Source organism: Tundrisphaera macrotermitis (assembly GCF_051175315.1).
Lineage (GTDB): Bacteria > Planctomycetota > Planctomycetia > Isosphaerales > Isosphaeraceae > Tundrisphaera.
In genome coordinates this window covers 4,593,494-4,612,631 of record NZ_CP195100.1, presented here as the reverse complement: position 1 = coordinate 4,612,631, position 19,138 = coordinate 4,593,494, and the positions used below count along the sequence as shown (strand labels likewise).

Sequence of the window (19,138 nt, the reverse complement as noted above, 5' to 3'; positions counted from 1 at the left end):
ATGGCGTGACCCCGGTTCCCTACCTCCCCAGACGGACCAGGCGACCATGAAGCGACGAATGATCCGCTCCCTGACCTGGGAGCCGCTGGAGCTGCGCACCCTCATGGCCACGGCCACCTCGTCGCTGGCGACGCGGATGCTGGACCACATGTCGTCCGCGACGATCGGCCGGGCCGGATTCAGCGTGACGAACGCCGAGGATGGCGGCGGGGGCAGCCTGCGGGGCACCTCGGTCTTCGGCACGTCGAGCACCATCAAGCTCGGCGTCCTCTACGCCTTGATGCGGCGGGTCGACAGCGACCCGTCGGTCTCGCTGTCGACGACGCTCAACGTCGGGGCGCAGTACGGCACCAACCAGGGGGAGACCTTGACGGCCAACACGTCGTACACCCTGCGGCGGCTGGCCGAGACGATGATCGACAACAGCAACAACTGGGCGACCAACCGCCTGATGGACTACCTCGGGGTGGCGACGATCAACGCGGAGTTTCGCAACCTCGGGCTGAATTCGACGCGGATCGACCGCTACAACACCGGCACCGGGTCTCCCAGCATGCACGGGCTGGGCTCGTCGACCGGCCTGCCCGGACCGACGCGCGACTATCGCGCCGGGCACGACAACGAGTCGACCCCGATCCAGCTCACCACGCTGCTCCGGCTGGTCCACGAGAACGATGGCCTGCTGACGGCCTCCTCGCGGGACGCCTTCTGGGACATCATGGAACTGAACGGCTCGGGCTACCTCACCCGCGAGTACGCCGGCGCCGTGTTCACCGGGCCGGGCGTATCGTGGGGGGCGGCGCTCGACGTGGCCAACAAAGGGGGCTCGAACACCTGGTCCGGCAGCCCGGGGACGTTCACCGACGACCCCACCATCGGCAACCACTTCCAGAGGTCCGAGGCGGGCCGGATCACCTTCTCCGACGGCCGGGTCGTCTTCTACGCGATGTTCGTGGACGAGGCTCCCGACGCCGACCTGGCGGAGACCGCGATGGGCCGCGCCGGGTTCGAGATCGCGCGGGAGTACGCCACCACGACGGTGACCGTCACACCGCCCGGCGCCGAGCTCGAGGACGGCCGGGTGGCGATGGCCCGGGGGACCTCCGTCGCCGATGACTTCCGGATCGAGTCCGACGCGAGCGACGCGGTCGTGCTGCAGATCGACGGCCGGGTGATCCGGCAGGTGTCCCAGCCGCTGGGGACGGTCTATGCGATGGGGATGGCCGGGGCCGATCGGTTCGACCTCTCCGCCCATCCCGCCACCCGCATCGTGGTCGACGGCGGGGCCGGGGCCGACCAGCTGATCTACCGGGGGCCCGGCCAGCCCCGGTTCTCGGGCGGGACCACGACGGTGTCCCGTCCCGGCTTCGCCGATGTCAGCTTCGTCGAGATCGAGTCGTCTTTCGCGCCCCCCGCGGTCATCGTGCCCGGCGATCGGTCGGTCACGGTGGGCACGGCGATCGACCCGCTGACGATCACGGTCTCCGACGCCGAGACCCCATCCGATGCGCTGATCGTCACGGCCTCGTCGTCGAATCCTGAACTGGTGCCGGCCGGGGCGATCGCGATCACGGGCGTCGGCCGCACCCGGACCCTCCAGATCGTCCCGACCGCCGGGGCCGTGGGCTCGGCGACGATCACGGTCCGCGTCGAGGACGAGTCGGGCCAGTCGACCTCCGCGACGTTCCAGGTCACCGTCACGGCCATCACCCCCCCGGTCGATCCGCCCGTCGATCCGCCCGTCGATCCGCCGGTCGATCCGCCCGTGGTGATCCCGACGGATACGACCCCTCCCCGCGTCGTCCGGGTCGAACGGGTCAAGATCCGCACCGGGACCGGGAGGCGACGCAAGGTCCAGGACGCGCTGGTGCTGGTGCTCAGCGAGCCGGTCGATGCGGCGCGGGCCGCGAACCTGGGGGCTTACCGGCTGAGCGCCGCGGGCAAGGATCGCCGGTTCGGGACGCGGGATGACCGGAGGGTCGCGCTGGCCTCGGCGGCGGCGGATGCCGGCGGGGGCCGGGTCACGCTGGTCGCGAAGAAGCCGCTGGCGGCCGGGCAGTCGTACCAACTCGTGGCCGGCTCCGCCGCGCTGGTCGACCGGGCGTTGAACCTGCTGGACGGCGACGGCGACGGCCGCGCCGGGGGCGATCACGTCTTCCGCTTCGGCCGGCGCGCGTTGGGCTGAGCGCCGGGGTGGCCGGGGACGGGCGGGCCCTTCGCCCGCCTTGTCCCGCGCCGGTGGGGTGGCTTACAATCCGGGGACGAACCCGATCCCGAAGCGACTTCCCCCGGAGCGTCCGACGATGTCCCAGGCCCCCGAATCCCCGACCACGGCCACGCCCCCGACCGCCCGGCCCGGGCCGCCGGCCCAGCACGGCCACCGGCCGGCGATGTCGGCGGTCCCGGCCACGCTGGTCCCCGAGGCGGGCTGGCACTTCCTCCACCTGTTCTACCGGATCGACCGCGCCGCCCTGGCGGCGATCCCCGAGATGGAGCAGGAGGAGGGCCGCCGGCAGATCGTCGAGATCCTGGGCAAGGATCGCGAGGGGGCCCCGGACCAGATCCACGCCTTCGCCATCCCCGGCCACAAGGCCGATTTCGGCGTGATGATGGCCGGCCCCGACCTCCGCGCCGTCCACAACGTCGAGGTGGCGCTCCAGGCGTCGAAGCTCGGCCCGGCGCTGGTGCCGACCTACTCGTTCTACTCGATCACCGAGATCTCCGAGTACGTCCCGGACGCCGAGGCCTACGGCAAGATCCTCCGCGATCGCGAGGGGGTGGACCCGGAGAGCCCGACCTACGCCACCAAGGTCAAGGCGTATGCCGACCGCCTCGGGCCGATGAACAAGCAGAGGCTCTATCCCGAGTTTCCCGATTGGCCCTGCCTCTGCTTCTACCCGATGAGCAAGATGCGCCAGGGGGACCAGAACTGGTATCTCCAGCCGTTCGAGCACCGGACCGAGATGATGGCCCAGCACGGCAAGAGCGGCATGAAGTTCGCGGGAAAGGTGATGCAGGTGATCACGGCGTCGACGGGGCTCGACGACTGGGAGTGGGGCGTCACCCTCTGGGGGCGCAACCCGTCCTACCTCAAGGACATCGTCTACTCGATGCGGTTCGACGAGAGTTCGGCGAAGTATGCCCTGTTCGGCCCCTTCTACTTCGGTTTCATCCTGCCCCCGGTCGAGCTGCTCGACGCCGTCCGGCTGTGATCCGACCCGCATTTCCCCCTCTCCGCCCGAGGAACCGCCGCGATGTGGACCTGCCCGAAGTGCGCCTCGAAGATCGACCCCGCGTTCGAGGTCTGCTGGAATTGCGGGACGTCGCCCGACGGCATCCCCGACCCGAACTTCGTGCCGGCCGATCAGGCCGGGCCGATCGAGGATCCGCCCGTGACCCCGGAACTCAACGTCGACGCCGCCCCGGCCCTCGCCGATGAACTGCCCGGCCCCGCCCAGGGCGAGCTGGTCGAGTGCTACTCGGCGTTCGACCTGATGGAGGCCAAGTTCCTGGCCGATCAGCTTTCCGAGGCCGGCATCCCGGCGGTGTCCGACACCCACGACATGCACGGCGCCCTCGGCGGCATGAGCGCCACTCCCCGCGTCTGGGTCCGCGAGGACGACCTGCTCGCCGCCCGCGCCTGGCTGGCGAACTACGAGCAGAACAAGGCCGTCGATGGCTGAGCGACCCGGGGCCGGGCGGGACGCGTGGGAGGCGATGGCGTGAACAGTGGCCTCGACCGATCCCTCCTCCCGCCCGATTCGCCCTTCCTCCGGATCACCGACTGGCCGAGCCTGATCGAACAGATCCGGAAGTGCCCGGGCATGTGGCTCGGCTCTGCGTCCGTATCGGCCCTCTCTCATTTCCTCTACGGCATCCAGATGGCCGAGGTCCTCCACGACTTGCCGATGGAGAAGCGACTCGGCGGCTTTCCCGCCGATGAGTTTGAGGAATGGGTCGCCGATCATTTCAATCCCGAGCGATTGGTGGTCCGATCTTTCCACCTCGCGCTTTTGGCGTCCGATTCGGAGATGGCCGGGTTCCGCACGTGGCTGGATTGGTATGATCGATTCAGGCAGGCCCGGGCCGGTTCCTGACCCCGCGACGGAGCGGATGCCGGCCTTTTGTCTTAGGCTGGGTCGAGACCCAGCTTACTCCAACCGAACGCCTGCCCGAGCCCCTCGCGCCCCCGATCCTGGAGCCGCCCCGCGATGCCCGCTGAAACCCCCGCGTCCGGGGCGACGTCCGCCTCCCGACTGGTCGACGCCTTCCTCGTCGCGGCGTTCCTCGGGCTCGCGTTCCTGCTCGGGGCGTTCCCGCTCAAGGACACCGACTTCTGGTGGCACCTGAAGGCCGGGGACATGATCCGCCAGACCGGCGAGGTCCCCCGGGTGGACACCCTGACCTACGGGGCCGAGGGGCACCCGTGGGTCGACCTCCACTGGCTGTTCCAGGTCCTGATCAGCTGGGGCTTCGGCCGCTTCGGTGTGCCGGGGCTGACCCTGGCCAAGTGTGCGATCACCACGGCGGCCGTGGCGCTGCTGATCTCGGCCCGGCGCAAGGACTGGCCGGTCTGGGCGATGGTGCTGGCCTGGGTGCCGGCCCTGTTCGTCCTGGGCGGCCGGATGTACATCCGGCCCGAGACGCTGACGCTCCTCTACCTGTCGGCCTACCTGGCCGTCCTGTTCCGCTGGGAGCGGTGGCCGGCCCTGGCGTTCGTGCTGCCGGCCGTGCAGGTGCTGTGGGTCAACACCCAGGGCCTGTTCCTGCTCGGGCCGATCCTGATGGGATTCGCCCTCGTCGATGCGGCGATCCGCCGGGGGGCGCTGAGCCCGGAGCGTCGGCCGTGGTGGCGGACCGTCGGGATCGCCACGGCGCTGGTCGGGGTGGCGTGCCTGGTGAATCCCTACGGCCTGGCCGGGGCTTTGTACCCGCTCCAACTCGCCGGCACGATGAGCACGCCGATCTTCAAGACCACGATCGCCGAGCTGGAGCCGATCCCGTCGTTCATCGGCCGGTCGGGGCTGACCAGCCTGCCGCTCTGCATCCACCTGTTCGCGATGGTCCTGGGCGCGGCGAGCTTCGTCATCCCCCTGCTCTGGAGCGGTTGGGTTCGTTTGGCCGATCGCCGGGCCGCCCTCGAACCCGCCCCCGCCCCGGAGCCTCCGCCGAAGAAGAGGGGCAAGAAAGGGGACGCCCAGACGAAGCCAAGGGGCAAGAAGGGGAAACAGCAGGCGCCCGCCGAGCCCCCGGCGTCGTGGGGCGTCAGCCCGTTCCGGTTCTTCCTCTACGCCAGCTTCAGCGCCCTGAGCCTGGCGGCGTCGCGGAACAGCCACCAGTTCGCGGCCGTGGTCGGGACGGTGACGGCCTGGAACTTCGGCGAGTGGGCCGCCGCGATCCGGGCCCGCCGGCTCCGGCTCCGTCCGGACGCCCCGTCGTGGCCGGTCGGCCGCCGCCTGGCGGTGCTCGGCGTGGTCGGCGCTGCGATCGGCCTGGTCGCCAGCGGCCAGTTCTACGCCTGGGCGGGCGAAGGGCGGATCGTCGGGCTGGGGGAGGAGAAGCTCTGGTTCCCCCACGAGGCGACCAGGTTCGCCGGCCGTCCCGACATGCCCGACCGCCTGGTCGCCTATCACAACGGCCTGCCCTCGCTCTACGAGTATTACTTCGGCCCGGAACGCAAGGTCTACACCGACGCCCGGCTGGAGGTGATGGGGCCGGAGGTGTATTCGCAGTACATCGCCCTGGGGGACCGGATCGGCGGGAACCTGCCCGGCTGGTCCGAGGAACTGGTGGGGATGGGCCGGCCGGCCGTGATGCTGGACACCATCGACGCCCGGATCGCCGGCAAGGTCGCGACCCTGCTGGCCGCCCGCCGCTGGCACTGCGTCTGGTTCGACCCGATCGTCGCCGTCTTCGTCCACGACTCGTATTCTTCGGTGATCCGCGAGCACGGCGTGGACTTCCTCGCACGCCATTACCGACGCGAGGCCGGCGCCGCCCCCGCCGATCCGGCCGCCCTGGCCGCGATGGCCAAGTCGATGTACAACGTGGCCGCCCAGCTCCGGAGCCGACCCGGCAACGATGCCCTGGCCCGCTCGATGGTCCTGCTCGGCCTGGACTATTCCCGCCGCCTCCGGGCGGTCGCGCCGGGCGACCTGGAAGGTTGGAAGCGGGCCGGCGTGCTGGAACTGCTCCGCGATCCGCTCGGCACCGAGGGGGTGATCCCCCGGTTCCGGCTCCCGTTCGACCCGACGTTCGACATCTCCCTGGCGCGGTCGACCTACGCCCTGCGCCGCACCGTCGAGGCCGCCCCCGACGACGGGCTGCCGCTCCTGTCGCTGGGCAACTCCTTCGTCTTGCGCGGGATGAACGAGCCGGCCCTGCCCCTGATCGAGCGGTTCGCCGGGCTGCCGGCCCGCAACGAGTACCAGAAGCGCTACAGCGCCCAGGCCCCCGACATGATCGCCAGGATCCGGGCCGACCTCGGGGCGAAGCCGGCGACGACATGGTCGAACCTCGGCGACCTCGAACGCGTGGTCTCCGCCCTCCTGGCGACCGGCTGGGCGGAGACCGCCGCCGACGTGATGGAGAACGCCTACAAGCCCGAGGCCCGGTCCTGGGAATGGGCCGACCGCCTGGCGATCCTCCGGCTCCACCTCGGCCGGCCCGACCGGGCCCGCGCCGCCTGGCTGGCCGTGGGGGAGTCGGCGCCCGCCGCCGTCCGATCGGCGCGGGTCGCCATGACCTACCTGGTGGAGGACGATTTCGAGGCCGCCCGCCGGGCCTATGCCGAGGCCCTGGCGGCGGATCCGAAATTGTTCGAAGCCCACTTCGGGCTGGCCGTCCTGGAGCAGGACGCCGGCCACGCCGACGAGGCCCTGGCCGCCGCGAAGCGGGCCGAGGCGAACGCCCCCAACGACCATTCCCGGATCGCGGCCCGGGAGCTGATCGGGGCGATCGCCCCGGCGGTCCCGGGTCAGAGCTTGTCGCGGTAGACGTTGGCCACCGCCTCGGCGATCTGCTTCCAGTACTTGCGGCGGGCCTCGGGGGCTTGCTCGATCTGGATCCCCCCGGCCTGCGTGTAGCGGTTGACGATGTTGGTGGGGGTCGTGCCGCCGTTGGTCTCGCCCGGCAATGCCAGGTCGACCGGGATCGAGGGGTCGGCGATCGCGTCGCGGATGGCGTCGCGGATCTCCACCTTGAGCCGGGTCGGCCCGGTCCCGCCCACCAGGATCCGCTTGTTGACCATCCCGTGGAACGAGACCGCATGCTCGAACTTGCGGCCGGAGACCTTCGCCAGGAGCGGGAAGCTGGCCTCGCTGGTCTCGGTCGAGGTGATGTGCCAGCGGGCGAAGGCGCTCTTGCCGCCGCGCACGCCGTAGCCCCGGCACCGCCAGACCGAGGTCCGCTTGCCGCCCAGGAGTTCGGCGACCCGCTCGGCCTGGAGGTCGGTGGGCACCTCCATCTCGCCGCCGTGGGGGGCCATGATCAGGAGGCCGGTGTTGGTGCCGTCGTCGTCCAGGCGTTCGACGAAGTCGCCCTGCGCCTTGGCCTCGGCGTCGGTCAGGTGCGAGTGGGTGACGTCGGGCGAGACCGTGGCCTCGAAGCCCTCGCCCGGGCCGATCCGCAGCCGGCCCAGCCGGCCGATGCCGACGACGGCCTCCGGCCCCCCCTCATGGGCCTGGGCCACGGTGAACAGGCCGCTCTCGCCCCCCCGGCGAGTGATCCGGACCTGCTGGCCCACGGCCCGGCCGATCGAGGCGAGCCGGGGCGCGTCGGCCGAGCAATGCTCCTTCTTCCTGGCGATGGCCGCCTCCCCTTCGAGGGGGTCTCGGACCGAGGCCCCGAAGTCCCGGACGGCCGCCACCGGGTCCGCGCCGGACTGAGGCGGCGGGGCCTGGCCCGAGGCCCCGATCGCGACCATCCCGCTCGCCATCCCGCACGCCACCGCCCACCGAAAAACCACCGTCATTCCACCCCCCATCGGGATCGTTCGCGCGATCCACGGCAACGGCCGGCTCGCCTGGCTGTGCTCGATCCTGGCCCGTCGACCGGGTATTCTAAACGGGGCCGGCCGGGCCGCCAACGCCGGGCTGATTCCAACGGAGATGGCCCCTCGGCCCGTAGTTTGCAGCGGAGGAGCACCTCGGCCTTTGTGTTTCCGCCAGAGTGAGGAGCAGGATGATCATGCAACGGACGTGGATGGGATGGAGTCTCCTGGGTGCCATGACGGTCGCCGCCTGGTCCGCCGCCGGGGGCGTGTCCCACGCCCAGTACCCGGGCGAGACGGTGGTCTATGAGACCGTGGCGCCGGGCACGCGGACGGTCACGCTGGGCGAGTCGTACCTCGTCAAGGAGAAGCCCCGCAAGACGGTGATCAAGCGGCGGCCGACGGCCGTCGTCACCAGGACGCCCCCGGTGGTCCGCGAGACCCGCTTCGTGCAGCCGGCGCCGGTCGTCGAGCGGCGGGTCGTGCAGCCGGCCCCGATCCTGGAGAGCCGGTACGTGCAGCCGGCCCCGGTCCTCGAACGTCGCTGGGTCCAGCCGGCCCCGGTGGTCGAGACCCGGACCTACATGCCGGAGCCGGTCTACCAGACGCGGTATCTCACGCCCTATCGTTGAGCCGCGATCGGGGGGCGCCCGTCGCCCCCCATGACCCGGCCCTCCTCCGCACCGCGAGATCAGCGCCATGAGCACCCGCGTCGGCGATCTTGCGCCCGACTTCAGCCTGCACGATGCCGACGGCAAGCCCGTCTCCCTGGCCGATTACCGCGATCGGTCCAACGTCGTCCTGTTCTTCTACCCCAAGGACGACACGCCGGGCTGCACCGCCGAGGCGTGCACGTTCCGCGACCAGTACGAGGCGTTCCGCGACGCCGGGGCCGAGGTGATCGGCATCAGCGCCGATACGGTCGGTTCGCATCGCGGCTTCGCCGATCGCCACCGGCTGCCGTTCCCGATCCTGAGCGACCCCGGGGGGGAAGTCCGCGCCCGGTACGGCGTCCCGAAGACGCTGGGGCTGATCCCGGGCCGGATGACCTTCGTGATCGACCGGTCCGGGCGGGTCCGGCATTCCTTCTCGTCCCAGTTCCGCCCGGCGAAGCACGTCGCCGAGGCGATGGCGATCCTCCGGACGCTCGACCCGGCCTGAAGGCCCGGGTTACACCTTCACGTAGAGGACGGTGTCGGCGTTCGGGTCGAAGGGCTGCTCCCAGGCCCAGGGCGTCGACGGCCGGAGGCCGGATCGATCCAGGGTGATCTCGTCGGAGTCGGCCTCGAAGGCGCGGAGCTTGCGCCGGAGGTCGTGGAGCGTGGAGGCCCGGACCACGCGGCCCGGCTGGTTGGGGACCTGGGCGCGATACTCTTGGGTCACTTCGTCGCGAAGGTAGACGGGGATGACGCGGCACATGATGAGTGTCGATCCTGGCGGGGATGATGCGTCCACCGGCACGACCAACCCTAGGTTACGATCCTGGATCCGGCCACTCCGCCAAAGAAAACCGGCCCGGGCCGCGGGGAGATCCCCTCGGCGCGGGCCGGTCCGGCGATCGTTGGCCTGGGCGGGCGATGCCCGATCAGGACGCCTTGATCTCGCGCCACTGCGACCACTTGCCGAGCCACGAGGGCTGCGGGAGTGGGTTGCCGGCCTCGGGGGCGGCCGGTGCGGCCTCCTGCTCGGCGACGGCCGCGGTGGTCGTCATGGCGATGGCGGTGGTGACCTCGGGGGCGGGGGCCGCCTCCGGTTCCGGCGCGGGGGCCGGGGCGGGCGCGGGGGCCGGGGCCGGGGTCGGGGCCGGCTTCGCGGCGGCGAGATCGGCGTCGGTCAGGACGAAGTCGACCTTCTCGTTGACCGTGCTGACCTGGACATCCTGGCTCTTGACGACCTTGCCGTCCACCACGTCGCTGACGCGGTAGGTGGCGTTGGGGTCGACCGGGATCTGGTAGCCGCCCGAGTCCCAGGTCTGGGTCGAGGCGGTCGCGCCGGTGGAGAGGTTGGTGGCCTGGATGGTCACCCCGCCGTTGCCCTCGCCGGGGGAGTAGAAGTTGTCGCGATTCTTGTCCGTGTAGACCACGCCGAGGATCTGGGGCTGGGAATCGGCCCGGGAGGCGAAGCTCTGGGTGATCACGACCGGGCCGAGGCCGTTGTTGTTGGTCTTGACCATGCCGATGCCGACATCGGTGAACGAGCCCTCGGGGGTCTGGTCGGGCTGGAGCAGGTTGCGGAAGTGGCCCTTGTCGGCCACGCCCCAGTCGAACAGGAAGGCCTGGAGGGCGGTGTCGGTATTATCGGCATAGGCGTAGGCATTCTCGCCGGCCGTGGCGGGGCGGCCGTAGCCGGACGCCTCGATCCGCTGGTTGATCCCGGAGCCGTCCTTGCCCGTGTGGGTCTGGCGGCCCATGTCGGCCTGGGCCTGGCTCTGCCCTTGGGCGGCGGCATCTAGGTCGCCGTTGTAGGCGAGCGGGGGCTTGGCGGCCGCCGACCCGATCTGGCGCTTCAGGTCGCCGACGTTGAGGTGGAACTTGTCGAGCGTGGCCTCGACGTTGGCGCTCAGGTTGGAGGTGAACCGCTCCGCGGCGGCTCCGGGGTTGGTCCGGACCAGATTGATGAGTTCGAGGGCATATTGCTTGTCGGCGGTGGGCCCGCCGACGCTGCTGAGCACCTGACGCGTCTCGAGACGCTCCATCATCGGAGTCCGACGCAGGGATGGCCGGGTCATGCGACCTCCTTGTCTATCGTGATCCGCCACCGGGGCGACGGCCGAAGGGCGACCGCTCCAACGTCGGAGCGTGTCTGTTCGTGGGGGCTTTGAACTTGAAAGAATCTTTCTTTACTCGGTTCAACGCCCCGTTTCAGCGTCAAGACCAAAAAGCAATCACCATGCCAGAAACCTCGGGATGCCCGCCCCATCGCGGCGCAATCGCCTTAACTTCGTGGAAGACGGCCGGTTGATGGCCCCAGGAATATTCCTCGTCGCCCGGGGCGTCAAGGGCGATCTCGGAGGGACCTCCGTCATGACTCCCGGAGATGACGTTTCAGACTTACAAACGAGACGATTTTACAAGCGGTTCGCGACCCGCCGCGTGCGGAAGTTTCGCTGAAGTTTCCGGTTGTGTCGACCGACATGGCGAATCCGACGGTGCCGAATGGGGCGATTTTGAGGGTCGGGTCGGGTGAATGGGTTCTCATGACTGAGGGGTGATCGCGCCTCATCGACCCGGGGCCGTCCGGGCGGGGTTTTCGGGGGGAGATCGCGTCGGCGGGGTGGCCCGTCGCGCGGGGCAAGTTTGCAAGAGATTCGCCCGCTGGTATCCTGGGTCGGGGCCGATCCGCGCCCGAGCCCGATGCCCCGGTCGACCCGAACCTCCTTCACAGTGCCGGCACCCCCATGATCCTCGTTTCCGCCAGCGGCCTGGGCCGACAATATTCCGGCGACCCGATCTTCCAGGACCTCAAGTTCGAGGTCCGCGCCGGCGAGAGGATCGGCCTGGTCGGCCCCAACGGCGCCGGCAAGACCACGCTGATGAAGCTGGTCGCCGGGCTCGAACAGCCCGACTACGGGAGCTTGTATCGCCGCCCGGGCGTCCGCGTGAGCCTGCTCAAGCAGCACCCGGAGTTCGCCAGCGACGAGACGTTGATGTCGGTCGCCCGGTCGGGGCTGGCGTCCTTGCTCGACCTCCAGGAGGAACTGGAGGAGGCGGCCCGGGAGATGGCCGAGGCCGAGGACGAGGCCGACGCCGCCCGCGCCTCGCGTCGCTACGACGAGCTGAGCGACCGCCTGGCGCATCAGGACGCCTATTCGATCGACCACCGGGTCGAGGAGATCCTGGGCGGGCTGGGGTTCGCCACGGCGGACTTCAACCGGTCGGCGCGGACGTTCTCGGGCGGGCAGCAGTCGCGGATGATGCTGGCCAAGCTCCTGTTGGAAAGCCCCGACCTGATGCTCCTGGACGAGCCGTCCAACCACCTCGACATCCAGACCACCACCTGGCTGGAGAACTACCTGGCCCGCCAGGCCGTGGGGATGATCATCGTCAGCCACGACCGCTACTTCCTCGACAAGGTCGTGACCCGGATCTGGGAGCTGTTCGACGGTAACATCGACGTCTACCCCGGCAACTATTCCCAGTACTGGAAGCTCCGCACCGAGAAGGCCAAGGCGCTCCAGAAGCAGTACGAGAAGCAGCAGGACTACATCGCCGAGCAGGAAGCCTACATCCGCAAGTACGGCGCGGGCCAGAGGGCCAAGCAGGCCCACGACCGCGAGAAGAAGCTGGCGCGGGTCGAGCGCGTCGAGACGATGCGCGAGATCCACGGCCCGCCGATGGGCTTCGGCGAGGTCGATCGTTCCGGCGACATCGTGATCGATGCCCGCAAGCTGACCAAGGCGTTCGACAAGCCGTTGTTCAGCGACTTCAACCTGATGGTCAATCGCGGCCAGTGCGTCGGCATCCTCGGGCCCAATGGGGCCGGCAAGACGACCCTGATCAAGACGCTGATCGGCCGCGAGAAGCCGACCTCCGGCGAGATCAAGATCGGGGCCAAGGTGCTGATCGGCTACCACGACCAGGGGCTCGAATCGCTCCCGCCATCGACCACCGTCCTCCGCGCCGTGTGGCCCGACGCCGAGGCGGGATGGGGGCAGGAGGACGTCCGCGACATCCTCGCGCGGTTCGGGCTGTCGGGGGAGATCGTGATGCATCAGGTCGGCCAGCTCTCCGGCGGCGAGAAGGGCAAGGCCGCCCTGGCCCGGCTAGCGGCGACCTCGGCCAACCTGCTGGTCATGGACGAGCCGACCAACCACCTCGACATCTGGGCGTGCGACTCCCTGGAGCGGTCGATCCGCGACTTCGAGGGGACGGTCCTGGTCGTCTCGCACGACCGCTTCTTCCTCAACCAGGTGGCCGACCGGATCATCGTGGTCGCCGACGGCAAGGCCCGCCTGATCGAGGGCAACTACGAGGAATACCAACGGTTCGCCGCCAAGCAGGCCGAGGCCGAGGCCCAGGCCGCCGCCAAGGCCGCCTCATCTTCCTCCTCGAACAATCAGGCCGCCCCCAAGTCCGACGGCAAGTCCGAGAAGAAGCGGCGGAAGTTCCCCTACCGCAAGACGCCCGACCTGGAGCGCGAGATCGCCGAGGTCGAGGCCGAGGTCGCCACGCTCGAAGAGGCCCTGGGCCTGCCCGACACCTGGCGCGATCCCGTCAAGGCCCGGGGCACGCAGGAGCGGCACGAGGACCTCAAGGGCAAGCTCGCCACGCTCTACGAGCACTGGGAAGAGGCGGTGGAGTTGAATTGAGCCGGGCTTGCGTGCGGATGGGCCGGGGCGCCCGGTGTTGATTCGCCGCCCCGCCCTCCCCGGCCCGCGAAGAATCGAGTATCCTGAAACCGATCGCTCGCCGACGACGTCGTCCACCAGGCCGAATGCCATGCCCGACCCCCGGAAACTCCTGGCCATCATCCGCAAGGCCGCCGACCTGAACCGCGCCACGCCGGGGCGTTCGGGGTCCGTGGTCACGCTGGATGGGAACGTGTCCGACGTGATGGTCGTGGGCGACCTCCACGGCAACATCCCCGCGTTCCGCCAGGTCCTGCTGGCCGCCGACCTGGCCAGGAACCCGAACCGGCACCTGGTCCTCCAGGAACTGATCCACGGGCCGAGGTTCTACCCCGACGACGCCGGGGACCGGTCGCACCAACTGGTGGACCTGGTGTGCGCCCTGAAGTGCCAGCACCCCGAGCGGGTCCACCTGATCCTGGGCAACCACGAGCTGTCGGAGCTGACCGGGCGGCCGATCGCCAAGGGGGGCGTGCCGCTCAACGCCCTGTTCCGCCAGGGGATCGGCACGGCCTACGGCGAGTCGGCCGATGAGGTCTACAAAGCCTACCTCGCCCTGTTCGCCACGCTCCCGCTGGCGGTGCGGACGCCCAACCGCGTGTTCCTCTGCCACACGATCCCCGACCCGCTCGACGTCGAACGCTTCGACGCATCGATCTTCGCCGAGGAGAACTGGCCCCACGACGCCATGAAGCGAGGCGGCCCGGTCTACGCGATCACCTGGGGCCGGAACACCGAACCCGAGAACGTCGACCGCTTCGCCGCGATCGTCGACGCCGACTGGTTCGTCACCGGCCACCAGCCGTGCGAGGAAGGCTTCCGCCAGGCCAACCACAGGCAGGTCATCGTCGACGGCACCGACCCCTATCCCGCCTTCTGCCTGTTCCCGGCGCGCGAGCCGGTCACCGTCGAACGCCTGATGGACGGCATCCGGATCATGTCCGTGGCCGGGTGAGGACGATGATCATGGTCGCCGGGCCCGACGATCGCCCGTCGGGCCGGGTACGCGAGGCTCGACGTGGGGAGTTCATGCCCCCGCCCTCATCGGGCAGTGTCGGTGCCACGGAAGGGTGCTTGATCTCGGTGCCCGGATTGAGCTTCCCGATCAATCGGTGAGGCCAAGCTGCTTCACTTCCTTGCGAAGCTTGAGCATCTCGATCAGCTGCTGGTACTGCTCCCGGGAGAGTTCGCCCTTCTCGGATTTTTCGAGGAGGGTTCCCAGGAGCGTGACCTGGTCGTCGGGGTTCGCGGACATGATGCTCAGGACCCCCTCGCGTACCTGGTAGACCAGCCCCAACTGCTCGAGGATGAGCCGCAGCGTGGTCTTGAGCGGGATGTCCTCCAGGTCGATCGACACGGGCGAATCCAGGGTCACATCGGCATTCTGCAACCCGATGGGGTCCGCATAAATCTGGATGCCCTTGGGCAAGCCGGCCCCCTCGTCCTGGGTGACCTGCTGGATATATTTAAGGACATCCGAGAGCGGGGTCTCGTTGGGGAATTTCATGTTGATCGGTTTCTGGAGGGCCGCCTGGATCGACCTGGTGCCGGGGCTCTGGTCGTCCGGGGGCGTGATCACCGACGGCCAGCCGGCCGCCCAGTCGGGGACGTCGGCCCGGGGCGCACGGTCTTCGGCCCCGGCCTGGGGTCGTCCCCGCTTCGCGGAGGCGTCGGGCCCCCGGCCCATCCCCTGGTAGGCCATGACCGCCGCGCCGGTGCCGAGCACCAGCAAGATCGCCCCGGCCAGCTTCGATTTGGAGAGGAACATGGTCGCGAGACTCCCGGCCGCCAGCGAGGCCACGCCGGCCGGGACCACCCCGGACGCCGGGCCCGCCATCGCGGCCCTGATGGTGGATGACAGGAGAGATGGGGGGACGACCGGCGGGGCCCCGCCCGCGAGGATGCCCAGGTTTCCGGCCGGGGCGTACCCACGCCGCGCGAGCCGCGTTTTGAGAAGGTCGCGGGCCCGGGACAGCCGCCCCTTGACGCTGCCGATCGGCCAGCCGAGCTGCCGGGCAGCCTCGTCGTGGGTCAGCCCTTCGAAGTAGCACAGGACGACCGGCGCCCGATACCTGGCCGGCAACCGCGCCAGTTCCTCGTCGAGCACCGGGCCGAGTTCGAGGTCCGGCGGGTCGTCGATGGCCGCGACCTCGGGGGCCTCGCCCGGACACTCGCGGGCCCGGCGCCGGTGCGCCGCGGACCGGGCCCGGAGGGCGACCCGGCGGGCGACCCCGTACAGCCAGTGCCCGACCGGGTCCTTCTCGCCGAGCGATCCCCCCTTGCGGGCCAGGACGAGGAACGTGGCCTGGAACGCCTCCTCGACGTCGCGGCGATCGGCCAGGATCCGCCGGCAGACGCCCAGGACCATCGGCCCGTGCCTTTCGACGATCGCCCCGAAGGCCGCCTCGTCGCGGCGGTCGAGGTAGCGCCGGAGCAGGTCCCGCTCCGACATCCCGACGACCGAATGCCCGCCCACGAGGTGGGCCAACTCCGTCACGGCCGGCCCGAATTGCCCGCGTCCCATGTCGTCGCCCCCCGCGTGGCCGAGTCCCTCCCGATAATGTCCCCGCGAGGCCGGGCGGATACAACTTTTCCCCGGATCCGCTTCGAAACGGCGAGACGCCCGCCCCGGGATGGGGGCGGGCGTCGGATCATCGGCGGATCACTTGGCGAACCGGGCGGGATCGACATCCTTCACGGAGAGGTCGCCGTAGATGACCCGATAGGTCGGCGAGCCCTGGGGGCGGTAGCGGAAGATCGGGGCGTCGGCCCGGCCGAGCCGGACGTCCTTGCCGGTGTAGACGGCGTCGGCGGTCGGGGGCATGGCCCAGACCAGCCCCACCCCGCGGCCGATCTTGACGATCCAGGCATTCGTCGCCTCGTCAAACCCATCCTTGCCGAGTTCGATCTTGCCCAGGACGTCGATGAGCGAAGGCATCTGGAGGTCGTTGGGGAACCGGCCGCCCGAGCGTTTGGCGTAGTCGCCCAGGACGTCGACCAGGTCCTGCTCGACCGGCGCGGCCTTGCCGATGTCGGTCGAGAGCTTCTGGATGGTGTACCCTTCCGGGGGGGTCATCCGGAAGAGTTCCGGGTCCAGGGGCGGGTCGAAGGCGAACTGGTCGCAGACGACCGTCTTCGGGCCGGTGCCGTCGTAAGCCACCTGGGATTCCACCCGAGTCGGCAGGTTGGTCGCGGCGTCGACCCAGACCTGCGACGTCCAGCCGCCGGCCGCCACGCGAAAGCCCCGGGCCGGGCGGCCGTCGATCAACTTCTCCCCGAGGTCGTCCTCGGGCTTGCCCTTGAATTCCCGCAATTGATCGATTTGGTCCTCGCCCCAGCCTCCGGGCTTGCCCGGGCCATTGAACGCGACGACCGTCGCGGTCTTGCCGGTCGGTTCAAGCACCAGGGTCTTCATCGATGCCCGATCGATGATCGAGGCGCCGCCGCCCGGCATCTCGGTCCGGATCAGCCCCGGTTCCATCCGGGAAACACGTATTGGTTCGAGGTCGCCGATCCGCATGGTGTAGGTCATCGTGCGTGCGGCACGAACCTGTTCGATGGCCTGGGCGAAGGCGGCGCGGGGACCTCGGCTGGAGGTCTCGATGGCCACGAGGCCGGTGATGGCGGCGGCGGCCAGCAGGCCGGCGGCGATGCGGAGGAACGGGGGCATGGTCCTGATCCTTTCGGCGAGGGTCGGCTTCGGTCGTCGGTCGGGTTCGTTTCGCAGCGCGGCCAGGGTCCGGGCGACCACGTCGGCGGGCGGGCCGTCGGGGGTGTCGCGGTCGCGGAACTCGGCGAGGATCCGGTCGAAGCGTTCGTCGGGCATCACGGGGCACCTCCGCTATCTCGTCCCGAGGCCACCGGGCTCAGGGCCCGCCGCAGGCCGGCGCGGGCCCGGTGGAGCAGGCTCCCCACGGCGTTGGCGGCGATCCCCAGGTGCTTGCCGACCTCGTCGTAGCTCGACTGATCCAGGTAATGGAGGCAGAAGGCCTCGGCCTGCTTGGGGGGCAGGTCCGCCAGGGCCCGGCGGATCTGCCCGTCCAGTTCGTGGTTCTCGGCCACCCGCTCGGGGCCGGGGGCCGGGCTGGCGACGTCCGGGCCGTCGTCGAACGATCCGCCGCGCCCGGATCGGCGTTTCCGCTGCCGCAGCCGGTCCAGGGACCGCGCGGTGGCCAGCCTCTGGAGGAAGCCACCCCAGTTCTCGACCCTCTGGCGGCGGGCCGCCGACAGGGCCGAGACGAAAGTCTCCTGGAAGCAGTCGGAGGCGTCGGCATGGTTGCCCAGGAGCCGATAGGCGGTCCGCCACACCAGCGGGCCGTGCTCCTTCATGATCTCGTCCCAGTCGGGCATTCTGCTCGCCCTCTCGTGCTTTTCGGGATGGCCGACAGGAGGAGTGTCGCTAGGGCCGGGCTTTTCTTACGGCGGTTTCCCCGGCGCTTGACCGACGATTCGATGAGTGGCAGGATGACCGGGCCATGAGACCCCCCCCGAGCGGCCCGTCCAGGAGCACCCCCATGTCGGCCGAGAACCTCGCGATCGCCCGCCGCTGGTTCGATGACATCTGGAATCAGCGACGGCTGGAGACGGTCGACGAGCTGCTCACGCCCGACAGCGTCTGCTTCGTCGACGACGGCCCGATCCGGGGCCCGGAGGAGTTCAAGCAGCGAATGTACCACCCGTTCGTCTCGGCCCTGCCCGACACCCGCGTCGAGATCCTGGGGGAACTTGTTCAGGGGGACCAGGTGGCGATCCGCTGGAAGGCCACGGGCACGCACGACGGCGAGGGGCTGGGGTGCCGGGCCACCCGTCAGCCGGTCGAGATCCAGGGGATCTCCTGGCTCGTGATCCGCGGCGGGAAGCTCGTCGAGGGGTGGCAGAGTTCCAACATCACCGACGTCGTCCGGGGCCTGGTCCTGGCGGCGGGGGGGCCTTTGGCCCCGGGAGACATCGCATGACCCGATTGAAAGCATGCCGATCCTTCGCGCTCCTGGCCGGCCTGGCGATGGCATCGCCGGCCCGCGCCGACCAGTTCGTCCTGTTCGACGCCACGTTCACCTACACCAAGGAGGACGCCGACAACGCGAAGCCGAGCAAGTCGCACTATTACGTCAAGGACGGCCTGATCAACAAGGACCGCCCCCGCGACTGGACCGCGCCGGTCGACTATCGCAACGGCACGGTCCACATCCGCACCGAGGTCATCGAGAAGCCGGCCGGCTCCGAGCCGACCACCTGGTCGCTCTGCTACATCGCCAACAAGGGCCGGGGGGGCCACAGCTACGGCTGCACCGGCACCGACGTCTACCGCGAAAAAGGCGTCTACGAGAAGGACGTCTCGATGACGAAGTTCTGGCAGAACGACGCCATCGACTGGACCAAAGGCATCAAGCAGATGGACCTGGTCATCAAGGACAACTCCGGCGGCAACGGCCATGCCCACAAGCGGCCCGACCACGAGAAGTTCTTCCCGACCAAGGTGCGGATCACCATGATCCAGGTCTCCGCCGGCGCCAGGTACGACCCGGCCCTGGTCCCCAACCTCCCGCCCGCGACGGTCAAGGCGGCGGCCGCCCCCAAGGCCGAGGCCCCGGTCGTTTGCTGCGGGCCAGCAAGCCTTGAATCAGAGGTAGAATAGGCTGCGGAAAAACAGGTAGTTTTTGACAAAAATGACGATTTTGCTTGTTTGCGAATTTGGGCCTTTGAGTTTCGCCTGGACGAGATGATAGCTCGTGTTAAACTATCCATGCTACCGCCGCGTTTGCACCCAGTCTGGATGGATCCGGCAATGAAGACGAATGGGG

The 19,138-nt window shown here is 69.7% G+C and carries 17 protein-coding genes; 11 read left to right on the top strand and 6 right to left on the bottom strand.

Annotated elements, in window-relative coordinates; translation table 11 throughout:
* Nucleotides 1-46: 46 nt before the first annotated feature.
* From TA3x_RS18635 to TA3x_RS18615, 5 genes are all read left to right on the top strand, one after another.
* Nucleotides 47-2,185: a serine hydrolase gene (locus tag TA3x_RS18635; RefSeq protein ID WP_435016165.1), complete on the top strand. Its 2,139-nt coding sequence runs from the start codon at nucleotides 47-49 to the stop codon at nucleotides 2,183-2,185.
* A gap of 118 nt (nucleotides 2,186-2,303) precedes the next feature.
* On the top strand, nucleotides 2,304-3,212 hold the full coding sequence (hemQ, locus tag TA3x_RS18630; RefSeq protein ID WP_435016164.1) for a hydrogen peroxide-dependent heme synthase: 909 nt from the start codon (nucleotides 2,304-2,306) through the stop codon (nucleotides 3,210-3,212).
* Between the two features lie 42 nt (nucleotides 3,213-3,254).
* Nucleotides 3,255-3,683, top strand: coding sequence for a DUF2007 domain-containing protein (locus TA3x_RS18625; RefSeq protein WP_435016163.1), 429 nt, complete (start codon nucleotides 3,255-3,257; stop codon nucleotides 3,681-3,683).
* Nucleotides 3,684-3,722: 39 nt separating this feature from the next.
* Nucleotides 3,723-4,097 carry a hypothetical protein gene (locus TA3x_RS18620; protein WP_435016162.1) on the top strand — a complete coding sequence of 125 codons (375 nt, stop codon included), beginning with the start codon at nucleotides 3,723-3,725 and terminating at the stop codon, nucleotides 4,095-4,097.
* Between the two features lie 114 nt (nucleotides 4,098-4,211).
* Nucleotides 4,212-6,995, top strand: a complete 2,784-nt coding sequence (locus TA3x_RS18615) for a tetratricopeptide repeat protein (protein ID WP_435016161.1) — start codon at nucleotides 4,212-4,214, stop codon at nucleotides 6,993-6,995.
* Here the strand turns inward: TA3x_RS18615 and TA3x_RS18610 are convergent.
* Nucleotides 6,977-7,972, bottom strand: a complete 996-nt coding sequence (locus tag TA3x_RS18610) for a poly-gamma-glutamate hydrolase family protein (RefSeq protein ID WP_435016160.1) — start codon at nucleotides 7,970-7,972, stop codon at nucleotides 6,977-6,979. The genes TA3x_RS18615 and TA3x_RS18610 overlap by 19 nt on opposite strands.
* 215 nt (nucleotides 7,973-8,187) lie before the next feature.
* Between TA3x_RS18610 and TA3x_RS18605 the strand changes: the two genes are divergently transcribed.
* Nucleotides 8,188-8,622 (top strand): hypothetical protein, encoded by a 435-nt coding sequence (locus tag TA3x_RS18605; RefSeq protein WP_435016159.1) that lies wholly within the window; start codon nucleotides 8,188-8,190, stop codon nucleotides 8,620-8,622.
* Between the two features lie 67 nt (nucleotides 8,623-8,689).
* A complete protein-coding gene (locus TA3x_RS18600; RefSeq protein ID WP_435016158.1) occupies nucleotides 8,690-9,151 on the top strand; it encodes a peroxiredoxin in 462 nt (153 codons plus the stop codon).
* A gap of 9 nt (nucleotides 9,152-9,160) precedes the next feature.
* Here TA3x_RS18600 and TA3x_RS18595 read toward each other — a convergent pair whose 3' ends face one another.
* Both TA3x_RS18595 and TA3x_RS18590 read right to left on the bottom strand, forming a co-directional pair.
* Nucleotides 9,161-9,409, bottom strand: a complete 249-nt coding sequence (locus tag TA3x_RS18595) for a hypothetical protein (RefSeq protein WP_435016157.1) — start codon at nucleotides 9,407-9,409, stop codon at nucleotides 9,161-9,163.
* Between the two features lie 166 nt (nucleotides 9,410-9,575).
* Nucleotides 9,576-10,718 carry a CAP domain-containing protein gene (locus TA3x_RS18590; RefSeq protein ID WP_435016156.1) on the bottom strand — a complete coding sequence of 381 codons (1,143 nt, stop codon included), beginning with the start codon at nucleotides 10,716-10,718 and terminating at the stop codon, nucleotides 9,576-9,578.
* A 669-nt stretch (nucleotides 10,719-11,387) separates the two neighbouring features.
* Between TA3x_RS18590 and TA3x_RS18585 the strand changes: the two genes are divergently transcribed.
* Nucleotides 11,388-13,298, top strand: a complete 1,911-nt coding sequence (locus tag TA3x_RS18585) for an ABC-F family ATP-binding cassette domain-containing protein (protein WP_435016155.1) — start codon at nucleotides 11,388-11,390, stop codon at nucleotides 13,296-13,298.
* 130 nt (nucleotides 13,299-13,428) lie between these two features.
* Nucleotides 13,429-14,292 (top strand): metallophosphoesterase, encoded by an 864-nt coding sequence (locus tag TA3x_RS18580; RefSeq protein ID WP_435016154.1) that lies wholly within the window; start codon nucleotides 13,429-13,431, stop codon nucleotides 14,290-14,292.
* A gap of 150 nt (nucleotides 14,293-14,442) precedes the next feature.
* On the opposite strand, the gene TA3x_RS18575 is transcribed toward TA3x_RS18580, so the two are convergent.
* The 3 genes from TA3x_RS18575 to TA3x_RS18565 form a co-directional block, all read right to left on the bottom strand.
* Entirely contained in the window at nucleotides 14,443-15,861 is a 1,419-nt protein-coding gene (locus TA3x_RS18575) for a sigma-70 family RNA polymerase sigma factor (RefSeq protein ID WP_435016153.1), read from the bottom strand.
* A 138-nt stretch (nucleotides 15,862-15,999) separates the two neighbouring features.
* Nucleotides 16,000-17,163, bottom strand: a complete 1,164-nt coding sequence (locus tag TA3x_RS18570; RefSeq protein WP_435016152.1) for a LolA family protein — start codon at nucleotides 17,161-17,163, stop codon at nucleotides 16,000-16,002.
* Complete coding sequence (locus TA3x_RS18565; protein ID WP_435016151.1) at nucleotides 17,163-17,687, bottom strand: RNA polymerase sigma factor; 525 nt, start codon at nucleotides 17,685-17,687, stop codon at nucleotides 17,163-17,165. The genes TA3x_RS18570 and TA3x_RS18565 overlap by 1 nt, the downstream gene beginning before the upstream one ends.
* Before the next feature lie 125 nt (nucleotides 17,688-17,812).
* On the opposite strand from TA3x_RS18565, the gene TA3x_RS18560 reads away from it, so the two are divergent.
* Entirely contained in the window at nucleotides 17,813-18,292 is a 480-nt protein-coding gene (locus TA3x_RS18560; RefSeq protein ID WP_435016150.1) for an ester cyclase, read from the top strand.
* Entirely contained in the window at nucleotides 18,289-18,972 is a 684-nt protein-coding gene (locus tag TA3x_RS18555) for a hypothetical protein (protein WP_435016149.1), read from the top strand. The genes TA3x_RS18560 and TA3x_RS18555 overlap by 4 nt, the downstream gene beginning before the upstream one ends.
* Nucleotides 18,973-19,138: the final 166 nt, after the last annotated feature.